We start from the raw sequence: 18,997 nt of genomic DNA on the forward strand, positions 1-18,997 counted from the left end.
ATATTGGGTTCATGAGACTTAAACTTCGATGTTACTTGGTCCTAGCCCTGTCCTTGGCGATAGAATGTAGAGGGGATTTACTTGTCTATCCCGATGCCGAGACAAGCTTAAATCCACGCATTCCTGTTATCGAGCCCGATGATGAAGGGGCTTCGGGGAAGGCTTTTTCTGTCAAAGTCGATTTCGAGTATCCGCTGACTCCTTTTTTAACCTTTCCAGACGGGGGCGGGCTCTTTCTAGCCATTCGTGATATACAGCGGCGACCTGCCAAAAAGGTGTTAGTCTTAAAAGATGGCGACAAGAGCTTGGCGATTCATATTGAGGCAGCATCCGAAAACCGGAGTTTGGTGTTGGTCTCTGCGATTGGAGACAAACTCACGCGAAAAGTTTTGAGTAGAGAAGCGATTGGTACCGATTGGCGGGAGATTGAACTGGAGTGGAGTTCAGGGAAAGTCGAATGTCGTTTTGGGGAAGCAGCGGAAACGGTGCTGTCCTTTCCTGTCGGATTCTCACCGACATCTCTCGTTGTCGAAGCCAACATGGTTGATGAGCTAAGCCTCCGAGGGGAAGGGAGATTTTTACTGAATTGGGAAGAGGGTTATGCTGCCGTGGTCACGCCAAGAGACTCCTGTAATTACGTTTCGGCGAGATTGTTCGGTTTTGACGCTTTTGTTGTGTCTTCCAAGCAAGGTCGGCGGGACACACCGATGATTGAAATTTTAAATGGTTCCCAAAAGGCTGTGTCAGCTGAGTTTCAGTTTCAGATGTCAGCGGAAGTCTCCGGTGAACGTCTTTCTTGGACTCAAAGTGTCGATTTAGCTCCGCATCAATCGACTTGGTTACCGATTGAGTTCCCAGAGCCTTTGGGCAGTGATGTATACCACCTTACTGTTTTCACACAGGGCCTTACGAAGCCTTGGAAAAGAACAAAACATTTCATTCACACGAATCTACGAGAGGAGCCGGCCAGCGGTTCGCATTTTGCTATTCATGACTCCAATCGCAATGATTTTGGTGCTTGGCCGGATGCTTTGCCCATTCGCATCAGTCATCTCTATGCTCGTTGGGGTGAGATCGTGGGTCCGGTCTGGCTCAAAGACAATGACGGCGAATATGGTCTTGATCCGGAAACGCCTTCCGAGGAATGGAACTGGCCCCATCTACTCGAACGGGGGGCTGCACAAGGGCTGGAGCTGTACGTGAGTGTGGAGTCTACGCCGAGGCAGCCTTGGATGCGGAGTAGACGCTACGAAGAGCCGGGAAGCATGAAGGAGTATAATTGGGGAGAAATGGGTGGATTTCCAGACCTGGATAAGCTCGCCGACTTCGCCGGGATATTGACCGCCAAATACGGGGAAAACATTCGTTGGTATGAGGTAGATAACGAACCTTACTATTTGCACCACTGTGGTAAGCCTCCCGATGATTATGTTGAGATCGTAAGAACGGTTTCCGAATCGATTAAGGGAGAAGATCCCGATGCAACGATTGTTGCTAGTGTAGGTGTCGGGACGTCGCATGATGAATGGACGGAATCGGTTTTCGAGAATGGCGTTGCTAATTGGTCAGATGCTATCTCGCTACACACATACACGACTCCGAGAACTCCCGAACAGGCCGATTTGCCCGAGCGTTTGGAGATTATTCGCGAACGTATCGAAGAGAGTGGGAAAGGTTTGTCCTTGGTGAATTCGGAAACAGGATCTTACACTGCATTAAGGGAGACGGCGGAAAAGGCAGTTTCCAAACAACGTCTACAACAGCTAATCGATCAACGGGCTACGGGCTTTACTGTAACAAATGGGTGGCCGCCCTATGCGGCGACAGAGACCGATTCTGGCATATCGATGGTGCGGAATGCCGTTTATAACTTTGCGGCAGGAAGCCGAATATTCACCTTCTTCGGCTGGAATACCTCGTGGCCTAAACCGGGTTGGTGGAAGCCTAACAAGTATACGGGTATTTCAGGGCTGCCGGGTTTTTCGATTATATCTGCGGATATGCAAGGCGAGCGGACGCCTAGCCAGTATACGTTGGCATTGGCGGTTTTAAGTGCTCAGCTTGAGGGTATTCTTACGGGGGAGCTCTCCGGTAGCCAATTGGTCGAGCAAAGCGGAATCTCGGGTGCAATATTTCCCAAGGAGAACGGAGGTGAAGTGGCTGTCCTGTGGTCTGAAATGGGGAGGCGAACGGTCTTGGTCTCGTCACCTGTTCCTGGGCTGGAGATCGTTTCCATGCTTGGGCAAACTCAAATCGACACGGCTTTGGGCACGACCACCGATTATCTGCATGTGCTGGAATTGGGGGAGGAGCCGGTCTATCTGCATTCATCCGAGAAAGGACTGAGCCTCATTCCTTCTCCCATTTTGGGAACGCGGCAACTCTACCAAAAGGATGAGACTATCGAATTTGAAATTTCCCTTCTAAATCGCAGTCAGGAGCCGTGGAGTAGTCAAATTGATTTCCAGCTTCCCGGGGGATGGAAGATCAAAGATTCGGCCCGTCGATTTGATATAAAGGCTCGTTCACGCGAAAATCTCAGGTTCAGGTCTACATTTCCGACCGGGATCGAGCCGGGGTCTTATACGATATCATCGCAAATCGAACTTCCGGATGGAAAGTCCTTTGCCTTCCCTATCACTCTTTCTTTGAAGCATTCCAGCACAATCCCTATGGTGCCGGAGGGAACTGACCCCGCTGCGCTGGGAGTAACGGTTCCGTTAGAACCATTTAGAATCAATAGCGCGGACCAGGCAGTGATCGGCAGGTCCCCGAAGATGGCGTCCCTTCAGGAAGAGAGATACTGGAATGGACCGGATGAATTGTCGGCGCTGGCGTGGGTTGCTTACACGTCGACGCACCTCTTGGTCAAAGTCGAAGTCCATGACGTTAATGCACGTCAGCCAGTTCCATGGCCAAGTGTTTTCGGCTCTTGTGTTGAATTGTTCTTTGATTTCAGGTCCAATGACGAGCGAGTCTTGGGGGGAGCTTATGAGTCCGGAGTCTACCAAATCATACTCAAACCGGCTCTGAAGGACACGGAGTCGGTCGAGATTTGGAATGCCTCTGAGAAGTATGGCGTGCTAGATGACATTCAGGCCATTGGCGGGCGGGACACGGATGACCGATATTGGGTCGGTCTGAGTATCCCATGGTCCAGTGCGGGGGGGGACGCGATTTTCGGGAGGAGCTTTGGTTTTGATATAGGCGTTGATGGCCCGGGACAGCTGCCAGGAACTCGGAAGACGCAGCTTATGTTATACGGCACAGCGATAAATAACTCGGATGTTACTGGGTTCGGGAATTTGGTTTTAGGGGAAGCTCAAAATGATTGATTCTTTTGCGCTATCTCAGAAAGAAATGGATTTCTTGCTTGGAAGCTTGGAAAAGTATGAGAAATGCTATGACTCCAAGGAGAAGATGCTTCTGTTGCCCGTTCCTGCAAATACGAGCTATCACACGCGCCTGCGAAACGTAAAAGCGCATCCCGTATTTCGATCATTGGTCTATGGGGTTGCTCTACTCGACTCCAGAGACGCCTCGCACCGTATTCGTGCCGTTGACATATTACAGCGCATTCTCGGGTTGCAGGATCAGGATCCGGAGAGTGACACCTATGGGATTTGGTCTTGGTATTTGGAGGAGCCGTTGGAAGCAATGGCTCCTCCGGACTGGAATTTCGCGGACTTTTGTGGCACGCAAATTCTTGAGGCACTCTTGAACCATGAGTCCCGTTTACCAGAGTTTCTTATCCCCAAAATGGACGAGGCTATCCTGCATGCGGCAAGATCGATCCAACGCCGTAATGTTGGCCCTGAGTATACCAATATTGCGATTATGGGGAGTTTTGTGACCTTGGCGGCAGCGGAACGCTTACAGATCGAAGACTTAATGGGCTATGCTGTCGGGCGCTTTCGGACGTTCTATGAGAACACGGAATACCATGGAGCTTTTAATGAGTATAACAGTCCGACCTATACGTATATTGCGTTGAACGAGATTGAACGGATCCTTCGCCATATCCGACATGAGGAAACGTTGCGGCGAGCCCGCGAGCTTTATCGTCATGGTTGGGAGCTTGTCGCCTCGCACTTTCATGCCCCTACGCAGCAGTGGGCAGGGCCGCACTGTCGTAGCTATAGTGAATTTCTGCGACCTCAGACGGCCCGCTTTTTAGAGCGTTCTATGCCGGGAAGGTTTCAATCAGATCTCCCGCAGGAGGAACCCACGCTGGATGAGCATCGACACGATCATAATTGCCCGCCTTATCTTGTTGAGTCGTTTCTCTCGCTTCAGGAGGCTCGTACGGTTCGTCAGGTTTTCCGTCGAGGGAAACCTGATATTGTTGGAACGACATACCTGCATCCCGCCTTTACGTTGGGATCTGTAAACCACGGGGATATGTGGAATCAGCGGCGTGCTCTCATCGCTTATTGGGGGAATGCAGTTTCTCCCAAATACATGCGTGTTCGATTTATGCATGACGGCTACGACTTTTCGGCGGCTCAGATATCCAGTCTGCAAGATGAGGGTAGGGTCGCTTCGGGCATAACCTTCGCCTACGATGGAGGAGATACGCATGTCTCTCTGGACATGCTTGAAGATGGTATCGTTCGGGCAGAAAGCTTATGCCTGCGTTTTCAGTTTGGTGGATTGAAGACTGCCTTATCAGAGTTGCTCAATTTCGACGGTAATCGTTGGAGGTTTTCTGACGAACACGTCCATATCGAATCTGAAATGCCTGTTGCGCTGTGGGCGGGACAGTCTGGCTATTGGCAACTGGGCGGCGAAGATGAGGCTGAATGGTTAGAGTTTGTTTTGTATGAAGGGAGGAAGAGGTCATTTAATATGCCTACAATGGGTAAGAGCGTGATTGGTTTTTCTCTTCAATTCGATACAAGCGACATGGCTGGATCGTTGCCGGGAGGCTGTGTGAATGTCACTGACGATTCGGTTAATTTATCTTTGAGTAATCAAACCGTGCGGATTCCCCAAAACGCACATTCTCTTGAGGACATTTTTTAGCTTGAGAGCTTGTACTGTGGATTCTGTTCGACCTATCTTCATCGCATGGAATCCCCATGTTCGTGAACGATGATTTCTTTACTCCGAGACCTTTTCTTGGCTGTTTTTTTTCTGGGAGCTGCGCTCCATGCGGCGGCCGAGGTCGGCCGTGATGTGGCCGCAGTGTTCCAACGGGCCAAGAAAGGCGCACCGTTGTGCTATGTGGCTCTGGGAGGCTCGATTACCCAGTCCGGAAAAGGTTGGATTGGGGACTGGTTGAAGGAGGAGTTTCCGGAGAGTCATGTGACCGTCTTCAACTCGGGAATGAGTGCCACGGGCAGTGCCTTGGGGGTGTTTCGCGTGGGGCGGGATGTGATCAATTATCAGCCGGATCTGGTGGCGATCGAATATTGCGTCAACGACGGCGGCCTGAGTGACGAGGATGCGGTTCGCAATATGGAGAGTCTGATTGTGCGTCTGAAGTCTTTGCCCTATCCGCCCGCGATTCTCATTCTTGAGGCGGCTGCTGAGGGAGGAGTGAACTTGAGTCGGCACCGGAAGGTGGCCGAGCACTACGGCCTTCTGGAGATCGACTTCCAAAAAGCGGTCGACGAGGAACTGGAAGAATCGGAGAGCGAATGGTCCCGGTTTTTTGGCGATGCCGTCCATCCGAATCGGGAGGGGAACCAATTTTATCGGGAGGTAATGGTGGAGGCGCTGACTCCCTACCTGAATTCGGTTCCGGAGGGGATTTCCCGATCCTTGCCGAAGCCTTTGAGCGTGAAGCCCTTGATTCTCGATGGTCGCATTGTGCCTCTCACTGGATTGTCTAATGAGGAGGGATGGAGCGGTGAGAGCTCGCTTCCGTTCTGGTGGGATAAGTTTTTCAATGGCGTTCTCAGTGCCGAAGAGCCGGGAACGGTCTTGAAGATTCCCTTTCGCGGTACCCGAGTCGGGATTTACGCGGCCATGGACAAGTCCTATGGTAGTTTCTACGCCTCGGTCGACGGAGGGGTGCCGGATCACGTTTTTACGAATACGCGTGGTGGCTACCTGTACCGGATCTTCGCAAAAGATTTGGAGCCTCAGGACCATGAGCTCACGATCGTTCTCCCCCAGGAATCAGACCCGGAGACACGAATGAACGGTCCGGTGAAGTTGGGGTATTTATTGCTGGCCGGGGAGAGAGGCGCGACTCGGGAAAAGGCGGCGATGGGGCCGATCTCTTCCGATGTTATGGCCGGGTTGTCCTTTGAACAGGTGCCTTTGAATGGGTGGTCTTGGAGCGGTCCCTATCGTTTGGAGACCGAGGCTTCCGATGCGCTTCCGTTTCTCGACGTATTATTTCTGCCTGAACGCGACCCGAACGGAGTGGAATGGACGCTCATGGGGGAAACGGAGAATGAAAAGCTCAATCTGGCGGAGCTGACGGGGGAAGAGGAGCCTTCCGTTGTCTATTTGCAGGGTTCTCTACAGAGCGAGAGTGGAGGTTCGGTTCTCCTCGGGATTCAGGTGGACTACTATGCCAAGATGTGGGTCAACGGGGAGTTGGTTGCTGGCATCGATGGGATGCACGGGAATCCGAACGGATATGTCTACGTGCTGGTATTCTTGGACCCAGGCGAAAACGAGGTATTTGTTAAAGTCGCGGCGGGAAGTAAAGGCCACAAGTTCGCTTTGGCGCTCTCTGAGATTGGTCCTACCGTCGAAGCTTCCGGATTTATGCCCGATTTCAATGAAGCAGAGGAGGAGCTTTCGTGGTGTTCCGAAAACACCGAAGTCACTGTTTCCTATCGGGAAGTTGATCAGTAAGGTTAACCTTGTAAATATTAACGCCTTTGAAAGGTTATTAGGGATTTGTTTGGAAAGGATTTCAGTAGGCTTTCTTCGGAAGAAGGGAGGTCGGCAAAACAGATTCGTTTGATCGTGGGTTTGCTTTTGTCTTGGCAACTGGAAAACCTCTCGAAAGAAGTTTCTGGAGGACGTGGAGAAGGATCTCTATATTCAGTATTTTTGAGGGGAGGAGTTTTTTCCTTGGGTTCAGCCGTCTTGTCCAACGGGCCTGATTTACTTACGTAGACGTCTTCGCAAAGATGAGTGAACAGATCTTTGCCCCGCACGCGAACTTGTATCGAGAGAGCATTGAGAAGAAGCGCGAAGCCTTGCTTTGAAATGAGGGCCGGTTCATCATCCTTCTTTTCAAATGGACGCAATGACCCAACAACGCTGGCTGTTTATTGGAGACAGCATCACGGATTATCAACGGCGGGATGACCCGCAAGGATGGGGATATGGCTATGTCCGCATGATTCGCCAGTGGCTGGCGGGCCGGGGCAGCGCTCCCGAGGTGCTCAACCGGGGGATTAGTGGCGAGACCATGCGTCGTATGGCTGCGCGCTGGGAGGAGGACGTTCTCGAATTAACGCCGAATCTTTTGTCGGTGAAGATTGGTGTCAATGATGTGGGGTGTCACTTCAATCCAGAGCGAACCGACGATGCCGTGGGCCTCGACGAATTTCGATCCAGCTATGATCGATGCCTTTCTGGGGTGAAAGAGAAATTGCCCGAGTGCCGGATTGTGGTCTGTGAACCCTGTGGGATCTTTCCCCCGCGGGTACAGGAGAGTGCCGCAATGTTAAAGGACTACATAGCGGTCGTCGGGGAGATGGCAGCGCGGTATTCCGAATTCCCCGCCGTGCCCCTGCACGCGGCTTTTGTCGACGCGATGGCGGCCAAGCCGGAGATTGACTGGACGGTGGACGGGGTTCACCCGAGTCCGGTGGGCGACGCACTGATCGCGGAGACCTGGATGCGAACGGTGGGGCTGGTTTAGTTCCCGATCAGTTTCGAATAAGCTTAACGAAGTGAAATGGTCTCCGGCGGTTAACGCAGTTCGGGTCCCGTCCACATTGGGAAGGTGACGGGCGTGGCATTTTTTTCGATGTCGTTGATTTTGACGAATGGCCAGACACCCGGTTCCGTGGTGGAATTTCTTCAGGCACATGCCGAGGAATGCTTGCGGATCTCATCGGTTGCTTGGGGTGAGTTATTGTCGGATTTGAATCGGAGAACGATTCTTTCGTGCTATTAACACGAGATCGGCTTGAGCTTGCTCCATTCTATTGCAGAGCAGTGGAAGCACAGGGTTGGCTTTGATTGGTTTTAAAATACCGTGGCCTGGAGCGTAAGAGACCCTTGACTCCCCGGTGCTTAATATAGAATAGTACCGGTGTGTCTGTGGTTTCCCCATTGCCTTCGTGGAAGGCCCAAGTGAGAAAAGGTATATTGGAATATCTCGTCTTGCGTGAACTCTCGCGTGGTGGAGGATATGGCTACGACATTCTTCGACGGATTCGCAAATTTCCGGCCATGGAGGTCACGGAAAGCTCCGTCTACTTGATTTTGGGCCGTTTGGCGAAAGAGGGGTTGTTGTCTTCCACAAAAGAAAAATCCAGTCTGGGGCCAACACGGTCCCTCTATGCCGTAACCGCACTCGGTAGAGTGCGACTCCTGCACATGAAGCAGTTCATTGTGGAACTTCAAGCCTGCCTAGCACCGTCGCAAGGTAAGGGGGCGATTGAAAATAATGACGATTGAAACATGAACAACTCCATTGATTTAGGCATTCCGGAAATGGAATCTCTGCGAGACTACCTGCAGGCGGTTAGAGACGGCTTGGATACAGCGGGTGCCTCCGAAGCGGATTATAAGGATATTGAAGGAGAAATCCTCGCCCATGTGGTCAGCCAATTGGGATCTTCGGGGGCCGAGAAACTGGATGTCGACGCGATTGTCTGTAGTCTGGATCCTCCCGAGAGTTACGTGGAGGCTTTTTCGGAGTCGTCGGAAAAGACCGGCCAAGGGGCGCGAAAAAGGCGGATTCGCCCATGGATGCTGATTTGCGGCCTCTTGGCGGGCGGTGTGATTCTTTTTCTCGCTCTGGTGATCATCGGTTTCACTACCATGGTTTCCTACCGGAATCGGGTTGTGGAGGCTGAGAAAAACATCGACCAAACCGTTTCGCAGGTGGAGGTGGTGCTTCAACGACGTTTTGATTTGATCCCGAATCTGGTGGAAACGGTGAAAGGCTACGCCGATCATGAATCCGAAGTCTTTCGCGAAGTCGCCCGATTGCGCGGACAATGGTCGCAAAGCGATTCCCCGGAGGAAAGACAACGCATATCCGTGGAATTGGATCCGAAACTCAACGAAATCCTGGTGGTCGCGGAACAGTATCCAAATCTCAAGGCCAACCGAAATTTCAGAATGTTGCAGGTTCAGCTGGAGGGAACGGAGAACCGTATTGCCGTCGAGCGACGGCGGATGAACCTGGCGATTCGGGAATATAACATTCTCATAGAAAAGTTTCCGGGAAATGTCGTGGCGGCCCTTTTCGACTACGAGCCGCGTGTCGACTATTTCGAAGCCGTGCCCGAATCACGGAACGCGCCCGAAGTCGATTTTTGATCATGCGCGAAAAGTTAACCTCCCCAGCCATGCATCCCAAGATATTGGTTTTCCTGCTTTTCTGTCTCATGGGGATCAATGCTTGTGGTCCTTCGTCGGAGGAAGAACAGGAGGTGGCCGACGGTTCGGCGGGGGCGGACATTTCGGCCGACACTTCTACTATTCCGGATCGGCCCGGCAATAAGTCGCCGTATTACAACAATTCATCGATTCCAGACATTCCTTTGCTTGCTTCGCAAGTCATGAAACGGGCCGAATCCCTGACGGAAATCGAATTCGCCATGGTTTTTGTCGAGTCGGTGCCTGCGGACTACACATTGGAGACTTTTGCCGTTGAGCTTTTCGATCATTGGCGAATCGGGCGAAATCACGGAGGAAAGGGTGTGCTATTCTTGTTCGTTGAAGACGAAGGCGTTTTGAAAATCGAAGTTTCCTATGAGCTGGAAGCAGTTTTTCCCGATGCATTCTGTCAATCCTATCAAGAAACCATTCAAACCTACTTCGCCAGTGAACATTTCGGTGACGTACTCGCCAATTCCATCAACAACATGGTACTGCGCTACCTGAATCCGGAAAATGAATCGTACCTGGGGCAAACCGCCCCCCGTGACTCGACTTCGTTTTCAAAAAGCTACTTATCCGGCGGCGGCGGAATCAGTGAAAACGATTATTTCCGAAACAAAATTGAGAAATTGGAAGAAGTGTTGTCCGTCGATCCGGGGGTCGTAGCCCGCTATCCCGCCTCCGTTTCCATTCACGAATCGTTCTGGAACCTCGTCCAATCCCTGGAAGACGGGGTCACTTATCCGCATCTGGATGTACTCACAGCGGGGAGTCAGTACAAGCGATATGAATATCCCGAATCACCAACTTTCCTTCGGGAAAAAGCGGCGGATTATGCCAACGCCTTGCCCTATGAAATCGTACAAAAAGACGATCTCGCCGTGATTCAATTCAATCGAAATGCGGCGGAGCTTATGCTGTTCCGCCGAGGTTCCGACGGGAAGTGGCGCTATGATTTGTCCAAGAGCTGGGGATTGGCTAGTGTATCGTTTGATTTTTCGACGTATTCCATTACTTCCTATGTTCGGGATCATCCGTGGGATTTCGCTTTTCCGGATTCATCGGATCAACCACAGCGTATCCGATTTCCGGAACTCTTGGAAGATGATGTGGATTTATTCGAGCGGATGGACAGATTGAAAGCGAATATCCGCGGGAATCCGGATGAGGTACAAAACTATGTCGATCTTTCTAATTTACTGTTTTGGGAATTGTACTGGATTCGGCCGGCAATTGAAGTCGCGGAAGCAGGCCTGCTGCGGAATCCGGAGAACAAGGAGCTTCGTTGGCTGGCCATATACGCACGCTACCGTGCGCCGATACTCAAAGGTATCGAGCCTCACTTTATCGCCCTAATTGAGCAGACGGGGGGACGTTCTTCCATCTTTGATCTGTACGAACGCTTTGTAGAATCCAGCGATGCGGATCCGAAAAAGTTTAATGAACTACGAAAAAAATATGCCAAACCATAAGTACGGAATAGGACTTGTTGCCTGCTTGATTCTTGCACGGGTACTCATGGCGGATCCCGTGGAAACCAGCCGGGGCGAGGTCTTTGCTGACCCGGGCGGTGATGCGAAAGGGGTGGATGAATCAAATGGATTCATGGATTTTACCGGTCTGCAGGTGTATGGAAAGGGAGACCAAACCCTGCTCTTCAACGTCGAGACCCGAGACCCCATCCCGGACAAGCCTACCCGGCATCGTTCCTGGATCGGCCTTTATCTCGATCTCGACAAGGATCCGGATACAGGTTTATCCGTCAAAGGGATCGGGGCCGATGTGGTTCTGGCACTCGAATCCAGAAATGGGAAGGATGGCTATGAATGGATTGTGAATGTGGAAACTGTTTCAGTGGTTGGGCGGAAATATGAATTTACGCCGAAGTTGATTTTGCGAAATGGAAATCGGCTGATTATGCAACTCCACAGTCCGGATGCGTTCCAATATTACCCCCAATTCAATGTGCAAGGTTACACCCATGAAGAGGGAACCTGGTGTGATTATCTTGAAGCGATTTCCGTAACCCCTCTGGTTCTTTTTCCCGTTACCGATAAGGCGATCAATTTTACCGAAACGCTAAATATAGAGCTACTTTTGGACCCCCGTCCGGGTCGCATTCAAAAGATGCCTTTGAATGTGAATCGTCCCGTCGAAGAGATACGTTGTACAGTGGATGTCCGCAAAGCTCCGCGCCACGAACGATGGATGAGCACCTTTCAAATCAATCTGGACGATCAGCAAGGCGACAAAATCCTTGATCTCCGGATTTCCGCTTCCGCCGAGGAGCATACCGTTATGATTGGTGGCGTTCGCACCCGTCCCGGAAAGTCCTGGGAGCTGACGACTCTTACCAACTCGCCCAATCCCCGGTTTCTGGGAAAACATGAATTGGTTCTACGATTTCTTTCGAATGATCGGATCCGGTGCGATGTGGACGGGGTTGATCTTGGGGAATATCCGTTGCGTTCCACAGTGCGCAGGGTCGAAATGGTTTCCGTAGGCACCGTTGCCCGGGCGGAATTGGCGATTCGGTAAGGACGACTATGACTGTTCTGCAGCTCGAATATCCAGTCTACAAGATAAAGGCAGGGTGACTCTCTTCTATGAGATGCTTACCCGTTGACAATTTTTCGGATGCGTATATACATAATGTATCTATGAGGACGAGAATTTTCAAAAGCGGAAATTCGAAGGCGGTGCGAATTCCGGCATCAATCCGACTCTCCGGTCCGGAGGTGGAGATCGTTGATCTTGGCAAGGATGGCGTATTGCTGAAGGAGTTGCAGCAGCCCCGTGACCCTTGGGATCTTTTTCGAGAGGGTTTGGCTGAGCTAGGTGGCGAGTGGCCCGACCGCGTTCAGGAGAAGGATTCGAAGAGGCCCGAATGGTAAGTTACCTCCTCGACACGAATGTCTTGATCGAGTGTCTGCGCCGAAATCAAAAGATGGTCGGGACGCTCGTGGCCAGAGGGAAAGGAAACGACCTGGCGATTTCTTCGGTGACCTATGGAGAGCTAATGGTAGGCCTTCTCAAGAACGCCACCCCCCGTCGGAGAACGGCCTTGCGCAAAGTGCTGGCACCGATCCAAATTCTTTCGTTTGACGAACGCGCCGCCGCCGAATTTGCCAGGATCAAATCGGCATTGGAAAGAAAGGGTGAGGTGATTGGCCCCTATGACATGCTGATTGCCGGGCATGCCATCAGTGTGGGCCGCTGTCTCGTGACGCACAATGGCGATGAGTTCTCACGGATCGACCGGCTCAAGTGGGAAGACTGGGAAGATCCGGGAAAATTGGACTGAATACCGGCGTCCCCAACCAGAGCGCGGTGTTTTCGCCTGCGAATTCTTGCGCTGCGCTCAAGTTGTGCCTTCGACGAGCCACCTTGATTGTCACTGATCTTGCGTCTGGCGAAAGGAAGAGGAAAGAGACTACGCTTGACGGCGTGAATGGGGGCGAGCCCGTATCGATTTTCGCCAGATGATACGGATGACCTTCCGAGAGGTTTCTTCATCCGCCTTTACTGGAAAAGCTCTACCGCTGCTGCTGATACGCTTGCCGATACTCCGTTGCGGAGCGGCCGAAAAATCTGCGGAAGGCACGGCAGAAGTTCTCGGTGTTGGGGTAGCCGACGTCGGCGGAGACCACTTTGATCGGTTGATCGCTCGAGGCGAGGATGTGGCTGGCGACGCGCATGCGTTTCTGGATGAGATATTGATGTGGGCTTTCTCCCAAGTGTTCTCGGAAGAGCATGTGCAAATGAGAGACGCTGATTCCGGCCGCCTGGCTCACGTTCTCGAGGCTGATGGGATTCGCATAATAGGCGTTGATGAAGTCGGTGGCGACTCTCAGTGGGGGAGGGGTTCTCTGATGGCTCGATGATTTTCGGAATCGTTCGAGCTCAAACCGAAGTCGAGCCATGACCAGATCTCCGATGGCTCGACGATCCATAGCGGCGAAGTGATAGGCGTGTAGCATTTCGTCCATGAATCGCTGCATCGCGTTCCGGTCTTCCCAATGAAAGCACCGGGGAATCTCGTTCCTGTCGTCTTTTTTCTCGAGCTCGTATTGAACGACGTAGCAACTGTAGTAACTGTCGGAAGGGGAGTTGAAAACCGTCATCTGGCCGTCGTAATGGCAGAACACGGCTCCCTCCGTGTGTAGCACCGGATGGTCCTCGAAACCGAATACCGCTCCCTCCCGGATGATTTCGAAAAAGCAATGGCGTTCGGGGATGCGGTTGGGGCTCTGCGCTCCTCCGCGGGGGCTTAGGTACGCTCCGATGTGACCCAGTTTCATTTCGTAGTTTCGACCTGTGGATAATAGTTTTAGTCAATATACAGTGGAATTGTTCCGTGGTATAGTCGTTTTTTCGCCGATCTTCAAAAGATTCAGTCAATCTACTAAAAACAACGAAAATCAATGACCCCTCAAATTACTGTTCAACTCTACAGTGTCCGAGAACAAGCCGAAGCCGACTATGAAGGCACTCTGCGCGCCATTGCCGACATGGGATTCGGCTGCGTTGAGCCAGCGGGCTATCCCGGCTATACCGCCGAAAAAGCGGCAAAGCTTTTTGCCGATCTCGGGCTGAAGGCGCCGACGGCTCATATTTCTCTTCCGGAAGCGGAGGAAATCAATCAGTTCGTCGAGCAAGCTCAGATGATGGGCCACCAGTATGTGATTACGGGGTGTCCTCCGGGGTTTAAGGAAAACTACACTTCGCTGGATCGTGTGAAAGCGATGGCGGAAAAGTACTGCCAAGTCTCGGAAAAGCTGGCTCCGCACGGTTTGCAAATTGGTTATCACAACCACGATTGGGACCTCGCCATGGTTGAGGGAGAACGGGGCTATCAGGTTTTTCTCGCCAACACTCCGGAATCGGTTCTCTACGAAGCGGACATCTTTTGGGTGGCTCGTGCGGGCTTGAACCCGGCGGAGTTTATCCGGGAAATCGGTGCTCGTGGGAAGGCGCTGCACTTTAAGGATGGGATCGTCAGCGACGGGGCCGATTTCAAGGAAGCCGAAACGGAAAGTGGTCGGATCATGGTGAGTGATGCCATCCCCTTCCGGGCCGCCGGAACCGGGCAGGTCGACCTGATTGAAGCTTCGAAGGCGGTCGAGCATGCCGAATACATCGCTGTCGAGTTGGACAGTTTCGAGGGAGACATGATGCAAGCGGTGAAGACCAGCTACGACTACCTCACGAGCAAGGGTATCGCCCAAGGCAACAAGTAAGAGGATTCTTCCATGACGAAACAAATTGGTATCGGTATCATTGGTTGCGGGAACATCTCGCAGGCCTATTTCAACGGCGCGAAGCTTTTCGAAGTTCTCAAGGTGGTCTCCTGTGCAGACCTCAATCGGGAGGTTGCGACTGCCAAGGCAGAGGAAAACAACTGCAAGGCCGAGACGGTGGAGGAGTTGCTCGCCAACCCTGAGGTTCAGTTGGTCATCAACCTGACGGTTCCTTCGGTTCACGCTCAGGTTAGCCTGTCGGCCCTCAATGCCGGCAAGCACGTGCACAGCGAGAAGCCATTGTCGGTCAGCTTGGAGGAGGCCGGGGAGGTTCTGGAAACCGCCGAAGCGAAAGGGCTCTTGGTGGGATGTGCTCCCGACACCTTCATGGGGGGCGGTCTACAAACTTGCCGCAAACTGGTCGATGACGGCTGGCTCGGTCGCGTGACTAGTGGTTCGGCGTTCCTTATGTCGCGTGGGCCGGAGAGCTGGCACCCGAATCCGTCCTTTTTCTATCAAATGGGAGCCGGACCGATGTTCGACATGGGGCCGTATTACATTACCGCTCTCATTCACCTGCTCGGGCCTGTCAAACGCGTGAGTGCGGTGGCTACGAAAGCGTTCGAAGAGCGTATCGCTACCTGTAAGCAGGAGTTTGGGAAGTTGCTTCCGGTCGAGGTGCCGACCCATTACTCGGGAGTTCTCGAGTTCCATAGTGGGGCGGTGATCAACATGGTGGTTTCCTTTGATGTATGTGCCCACGGGCACAGTCCTATCGAAATCTACGGGACGGAAGGTTCGCTAAAAGTTCCGGATCCGAATACCTTTGATGGACCGGTCTCGATGTGGACGCGCTCCACCAAGGAGTGGCAAACGCAGGCCTACAGTCATCCCTACCGGATGCCCTCCCGGAGCATTGGTGCGGCCGACTTGGCCTATGCGATTCTGAGCGACGGTAAGCATGCCCACCGGGCGAGTGGAGCCTTGGCCTATCACGCTCTTGAGGTGATGCACTCCTTCGAAGCGGCTTCCAAGAGTGCTGCCGCTGTCGAGATCCAATCCCGTCCTCCACAGCCGGCACCCTTGCCGTTGGGAATCATCGAAGGGCGTCTGTAGACCGCGCTTTTCCGCGGTCCAGGCACGGCCTATTTTCCTTTGCGCCAGCCCGGGCCATGATGTGCGGGCTGGCCGCTTGGGTGGGAGTTGATACACCAGGAGGCCTCTGGGTCGTAGCTGACCTGTAGATGCTTATAGGGGAATTTAAGAGGACCCCGTTCGGGTGAAGTTCCGAGAAAGGGGAGTTCCTCGGCGGGGAGTCCTTCGGCTTTCCAGATGGGTTTGGGCAGAGCATTGCCACCAATGCTTGCGTAGCGGACGTGGTCGGAGCCGGGTGCGTAATTGATTTTCAATCGAGTTTGCTCGTTCTGGTAGTGAAGGGTACGGGTTCCGAAGTGCCAGTAGTCGAGGCATTGTGCGGCGAGTATTCGTTGTTGGAATTCGGCCTGTGATTCCTCTTCGCTGGTGGTAATGCTGAAGACGAAGCCGTTCAGGGTGCGTTCGAGTTCCGCAGCGGTGAACTTGCGGGCGTCGCCACTGTAATTTTCCAGAACGATAAGTAGGTAGTCGTCGATGCGCTCGACCTTGATTTCGGCGGAACCGCCCCAGTCCGAAGGGTTGAGCGCGCGGATGGAGTATCGGACTGAACCGTCTTCAATGAAGACATGCCCGTCGTATTGTTCGACTCGCTCGATCAAGCCGAAGTGTTCCGGAATGATGAGGCATAGGCGAAGCTTTGTAATCTCTTTGTGTTGAAGCTCAAGAGTCGGACGTGCCAATATCAGCGCCGTGCGCTTGTCTTGAAGAGTGTGCAGGCTTCCATAGCTCGCTAAGCTTTCGTTCGGATCGACGGGGACTTCATCGTTGATTAGATAGCGGGTGTAGGCGACACCCACATCCTTTCGACTTTTGACTTCGGAATGTTTGCGGTAGGTAAGGTAAAAGACTTCGGATTGATGCTGTGACCAGCACTCAGCTTCTGCTGTGCCGAGTGAAAAATCTTCTTCCTGATATTGGGTGATGTTGACCTCGCTGCAGTATTTTTCATTGCCGCCACCGCGTTCGGCTGTGGCATGCAATTCGAATGGGTATTCTCGCGACTGTGCCCACTTCAGAAGGTAGGGAGGTGGTACCAATTTACTGGAGGCGACCCATGAGAGTCTGCTTAGCGATTCGGGAGCAAATCCATGGGCATGGAGGAGTTCGACCGGATCTTTTTCAAATTCCTCAATCGGGTTGGGGAGAACCCTATCATCCAAAGCCAACCAGAGTAGGAAACTCTGGGTGGAAAGGTGCGCAGTAGAGTCAAAATGGTATGCTCTGGAGAAAGGGCCGCCCATGATTCCGGTGTGGCGATGGAAGTGGGCGAGGATGTCGGCCCAGACGCGCTCGCAGCATTTGGAGGCCAATTCGCGAGCTTCTCGGGATTTTGCGTATTCTGAAATGACAGTCAGATTGACCAGAGTGAAGGGCGTGTAGGTCGGACTATTGTATTCACTGATAAGGCCGCGGCGGGTCAGAATATCGGCGAGTTGATGGAGGTTCCAGATGCCATGCTCAAGGGCGTCATCGTCATTGAAATATTCGCCACCAAGCACCAGACCGAGGGTGGCTTTGGCCGGCATGTTGTCGTTGAAGCCGTGGAATTGGAGGTCGGCTTGTCGATCGCCTTGATAGTCGCGAAGAGCTGCGCGTGCCCAGTGCTCGAGTTTGGTGCGGACGGAGGGGAGGAGTTTGCTTTCATGCATTCTAAGCATCTGCATTGCGTGGTTGGTTAAGAAAATGTCGAAGGATGCTTCGCCTTCGGAGAGTCCGTTCCGGTTCGTCCCCAGTGAAAAGGGGGCTCTTTCGAGGATCGCATTGGCTTGGCTCACGTCCTCTGCCTTGCCGTCCATCAAGCCCATCGTTAGCCAGAAAGCCATGCGCGTGTAAGTGTGAGGTAGATTTTTTGGGCCGTTAATCCAAGCACCATCCGAGTCGATCCTGATTGGATGGATCCATTCTCCGTGGGGTGTGAACCATTTTCGGCAATAGTGGGAGACAAGTTGGATGACTTCGGCTCGACGCTCCTCATGGGCGCTCTGCCGTAGGCTTAGGGCGTTGTAGGGAATGGTGGGCGAGGCTGTTGTGCTATTCATGGAATCAAGGACGGTTCGTATTATTTCGAATTGGAGAATAAATCTTGTTGACTAAACCAGATTGTTTGGGAATAAAAACTGAGTAAGTCAATTAGTTTAACCCAATAAAAACCCATGAAACTGATACAATCTCTACTATACCCTGCATCTGCGAGCCGTTTAGCCGGTGGTTTGGCTGCGACTTTTGCTCTGGCACTTGGTTCTGCCGTCCATGCTGAGACGACATTGTTTAGTGATAACTTCGATGGTGTTTCGAATAGCGTGGCTGGTCTGAACTCCGTGGACTGGTGGTTGGCGAATCCGGCTGAGAATGGAACCCGTCTACTCGTTGGTGCGGATAATACCGGAACCTTAAGTGGTGATAGTATTTGGAATCCAGGTAGTTCGGGCTCGAACACTTGGGCGCTCAAGCAATTCGATAGTGTGACGCTCACTGAAGTTGGTGACTATGTTTCGGTCAACATGGATCTCCATTTTACAACGACTCCGAATTACACTATATTCACTATCGCGCTGTTTGGCACTGATGTCACCCTGTCGTCGAATAGCATCACAGGTTACGGCACCGCTGGAAATCCCATTACCGATGCCACTGGTTACTTGATTAATCAGCAGCCGAGAACCACCGCGACTAATGCAAATTTCCGTTCCGTTGCGGCGGGGGAGACTGGAATTAATGATGGCACTAGTTTAGGCTGGGGGAATGGCTCTGTTGTTCTGGGGGATCCGACTTCAGCTCACACCTTGGTTTTCACCATCACTAAAGTCGAAGGTGGCACTGAGCTGACTTATAGTGTCGATGGCTCGATTACCGGCACGATTCTCGACAGTAGCAGTCTCTATGATACATTCAATACGCTTCGAATCACCGCAGGTAATGACAGTAGCGCCCAATCTCATTGGGACAATATTAGTGTCGTGACGAACATTCCGGAGCCTTCTGTCACTGCTGGTGTTTTCGGCGCGGTCGCTCTCTCCGCTCTGGCTCTTCGCCGTGGTGCGCGTTGAGTCTACGTGCTGATTCGTCTC

At 52.4% G+C, this 18,997-nt stretch carries 15 protein-coding genes; 13 read left to right on the forward strand and 2 right to left on the reverse strand.

Translation table 11 applies throughout. The annotated features are described in order from the left end of the window. Positions 1–11: 11 nt before the first annotated feature. The 10 genes from H5P30_RS13315 (at position 12) to H5P30_RS13360 (ending at position 12,838) form a co-directional block, all read left to right on the forward strand. Positions 12–3,335: a DOMON domain-containing protein gene (locus tag H5P30_RS13315; RefSeq protein ID WP_185693422.1), complete on the forward strand. Its 3,324-nt coding sequence runs from the start codon at positions 12–14 to the stop codon at positions 3,333–3,335. Further along, entirely contained in the window at positions 3,328–5,025 is a 1,698-nt protein-coding gene (locus H5P30_RS13320; RefSeq protein ID WP_185693423.1) for a hypothetical protein, read from the forward strand. Before H5P30_RS13315 ends, H5P30_RS13320 begins: the two co-directional genes overlap by 8 nt. Before the next feature lie 69 nt (positions 5,026–5,094). Beyond that, positions 5,095–6,816 carry an SGNH/GDSL hydrolase family protein gene (locus H5P30_RS13325; RefSeq protein WP_185693424.1) on the forward strand — a complete coding sequence of 574 codons (1,722 nt, stop codon included), beginning with the start codon at positions 5,095–5,097 and terminating at the stop codon, positions 6,814–6,816. A 400-nt stretch (positions 6,817–7,216) separates the two neighbouring features. Continuing rightward, positions 7,217–7,837 carry an SGNH/GDSL hydrolase family protein gene (locus tag H5P30_RS13330; protein ID WP_185693425.1) on the forward strand — a complete coding sequence of 207 codons (621 nt, stop codon included), beginning with the start codon at positions 7,217–7,219 and terminating at the stop codon, positions 7,835–7,837. Positions 7,838–8,274: 437 nt separating this feature from the next. Further along, positions 8,275–8,601: a helix-turn-helix transcriptional regulator gene (locus H5P30_RS13335; RefSeq protein WP_185693426.1), complete on the forward strand. Its 327-nt coding sequence runs from the start codon at positions 8,275–8,277 to the stop codon at positions 8,599–8,601. Positions 8,602–8,604: 3 nt separating this feature from the next. After that, positions 8,605–9,471, forward strand: coding sequence for a LemA family protein (locus H5P30_RS13340; protein WP_221774363.1), 867 nt, complete (start codon positions 8,605–8,607; stop codon positions 9,469–9,471). Between the two features lie 2 nt (positions 9,472–9,473). Next, positions 9,474–11,006 carry a TPM domain-containing protein gene (locus tag H5P30_RS13345; RefSeq protein WP_185693427.1) on the forward strand — a complete coding sequence of 511 codons (1,533 nt, stop codon included), beginning with the start codon at positions 9,474–9,476 and terminating at the stop codon, positions 11,004–11,006. Next, positions 10,993–12,072 carry a hypothetical protein gene (locus H5P30_RS13350; RefSeq protein WP_185693428.1) on the forward strand — a complete coding sequence of 360 codons (1,080 nt, stop codon included), beginning with the start codon at positions 10,993–10,995 and terminating at the stop codon, positions 12,070–12,072. The genes H5P30_RS13345 and H5P30_RS13350 overlap by 14 nt, the downstream gene beginning before the upstream one ends. Positions 12,073–12,194: 122 nt before the next feature. After that, positions 12,195–12,428, forward strand: coding sequence for an antitoxin (locus H5P30_RS13355; RefSeq protein ID WP_185693429.1), 234 nt, complete (start codon positions 12,195–12,197; stop codon positions 12,426–12,428). Beyond that, entirely contained in the window at positions 12,422–12,838 is a 417-nt protein-coding gene (locus H5P30_RS13360) for a PIN domain-containing protein (protein WP_185693430.1), read from the forward strand. The genes H5P30_RS13355 and H5P30_RS13360 overlap by 7 nt, the downstream gene beginning before the upstream one ends. 232 nt (positions 12,839–13,070) lie before the next feature. Here the strand turns inward: H5P30_RS13360 and H5P30_RS13365 are convergent, their stop codons facing one another. Next, positions 13,071–13,835: a helix-turn-helix domain-containing protein gene (locus tag H5P30_RS13365; protein WP_185693431.1), complete on the reverse strand. Its 765-nt coding sequence runs from the start codon at positions 13,833–13,835 to the stop codon at positions 13,071–13,073. A 123-nt stretch (positions 13,836–13,958) separates the two neighbouring features. Between H5P30_RS13365 and H5P30_RS13370 the strand changes: the two genes are divergently transcribed. Together H5P30_RS13370 and H5P30_RS13375 are read left to right on the forward strand one after the other, a co-directional pair. After that, on the forward strand, positions 13,959–14,774 hold the full coding sequence (locus tag H5P30_RS13370) for a sugar phosphate isomerase/epimerase family protein (protein ID WP_185693432.1): 816 nt from the start codon (positions 13,959–13,961) through the stop codon (positions 14,772–14,774). A 12-nt stretch (positions 14,775–14,786) separates the two neighbouring features. Then, on the forward strand, positions 14,787–15,890 hold the full coding sequence (locus H5P30_RS13375; protein WP_185693433.1) for a Gfo/Idh/MocA family protein: 1,104 nt from the start codon (positions 14,787–14,789) through the stop codon (positions 15,888–15,890). Between the two features lie 29 nt (positions 15,891–15,919). Here the strand turns inward: H5P30_RS13375 and H5P30_RS13380 are convergent, their stop codons facing one another. Then, on the reverse strand, positions 15,920–17,968 hold the full coding sequence (locus tag H5P30_RS13380; RefSeq protein ID WP_185693434.1) for a hypothetical protein: 2,049 nt from the start codon (positions 17,966–17,968) through the stop codon (positions 15,920–15,922). A gap of 114 nt (positions 17,969–18,082) precedes the next feature. On the opposite strand from H5P30_RS13380, the gene H5P30_RS13385 reads away from it, so the two are divergent. Continuing rightward, a complete protein-coding gene (locus H5P30_RS13385) occupies positions 18,083–18,976 on the forward strand; it encodes a hypothetical protein (protein ID WP_185693435.1) in 894 nt (297 codons plus the stop codon). The last annotated feature ends 21 nt before the right edge of the window (positions 18,977–18,997 follow it).

Origin of the sequence: Puniceicoccus vermicola (assembly GCF_014230055.1) — a bacterium.
Classification (GTDB): Bacteria; Verrucomicrobiota; Verrucomicrobiia; order Opitutales; family Puniceicoccaceae; genus Puniceicoccus; species Puniceicoccus vermicola.

Excerpts from the sequence above, each read along its gene's own strand:
- H5P30_RS13315 (WP_185693422.1), top strand. The coding sequence starts at position 12 with ATGAGACTTAAACTTCGATGTTACTTGGTCCTAGCCCTGTCCTTGGCG.
- H5P30_RS13320 (WP_185693423.1), top strand. The coding sequence starts at position 3,328 with ATGATTGATTCTTTTGCGCTATCTCAGAAAGAAATGGATTTCTTGCTT.
- H5P30_RS13325 (WP_185693424.1), top strand. The coding sequence starts at position 5,095 with ATGATTTCTTTACTCCGAGACCTTTTCTTGGCTGTTTTTTTTCTGGGA.
- H5P30_RS13330 (WP_185693425.1), top strand. The coding sequence starts at position 7,217 with ATGACCCAACAACGCTGGCTGTTTATTGGAGACAGCATCACGGATTAT.
- H5P30_RS13340 (WP_221774363.1), top strand. The coding sequence starts at position 8,605 with ATGAACAACTCCATTGATTTAGGCATTCCGGAAATGGAATCTCTGCGA.
- H5P30_RS13345 (WP_185693427.1), top strand. The coding sequence starts at position 9,474 with ATGCGCGAAAAGTTAACCTCCCCAGCCATGCATCCCAAGATATTGGTT.
- H5P30_RS13350 (WP_185693428.1), top strand. The coding sequence starts at position 10,993 with ATGCCAAACCATAAGTACGGAATAGGACTTGTTGCCTGCTTGATTCTT.
- H5P30_RS13355 (WP_185693429.1), top strand. The coding sequence starts at position 12,195 with ATGAGGACGAGAATTTTCAAAAGCGGAAATTCGAAGGCGGTGCGAATT.
- H5P30_RS13360 (WP_185693430.1), top strand. The coding sequence starts at position 12,422 with ATGGTAAGTTACCTCCTCGACACGAATGTCTTGATCGAGTGTCTGCGC.
- H5P30_RS13365 (WP_185693431.1), bottom strand. The coding sequence starts at position 13,835 with ATGAAACTGGGTCACATCGGAGCGTACCTAAGCCCCCGCGGAGGAGCG.
- H5P30_RS13370 (WP_185693432.1), top strand. The coding sequence starts at position 13,959 with ATGACCCCTCAAATTACTGTTCAACTCTACAGTGTCCGAGAACAAGCC.
- H5P30_RS13375 (WP_185693433.1), top strand. The coding sequence starts at position 14,787 with ATGACGAAACAAATTGGTATCGGTATCATTGGTTGCGGGAACATCTCG.
- H5P30_RS13380 (WP_185693434.1), bottom strand. The coding sequence starts at position 17,968 with ATGAATAGCACAACAGCCTCGCCCACCATTCCCTACAACGCCCTAAGC.
- H5P30_RS13385 (WP_185693435.1), top strand. The coding sequence starts at position 18,083 with ATGAAACTGATACAATCTCTACTATACCCTGCATCTGCGAGCCGTTTA.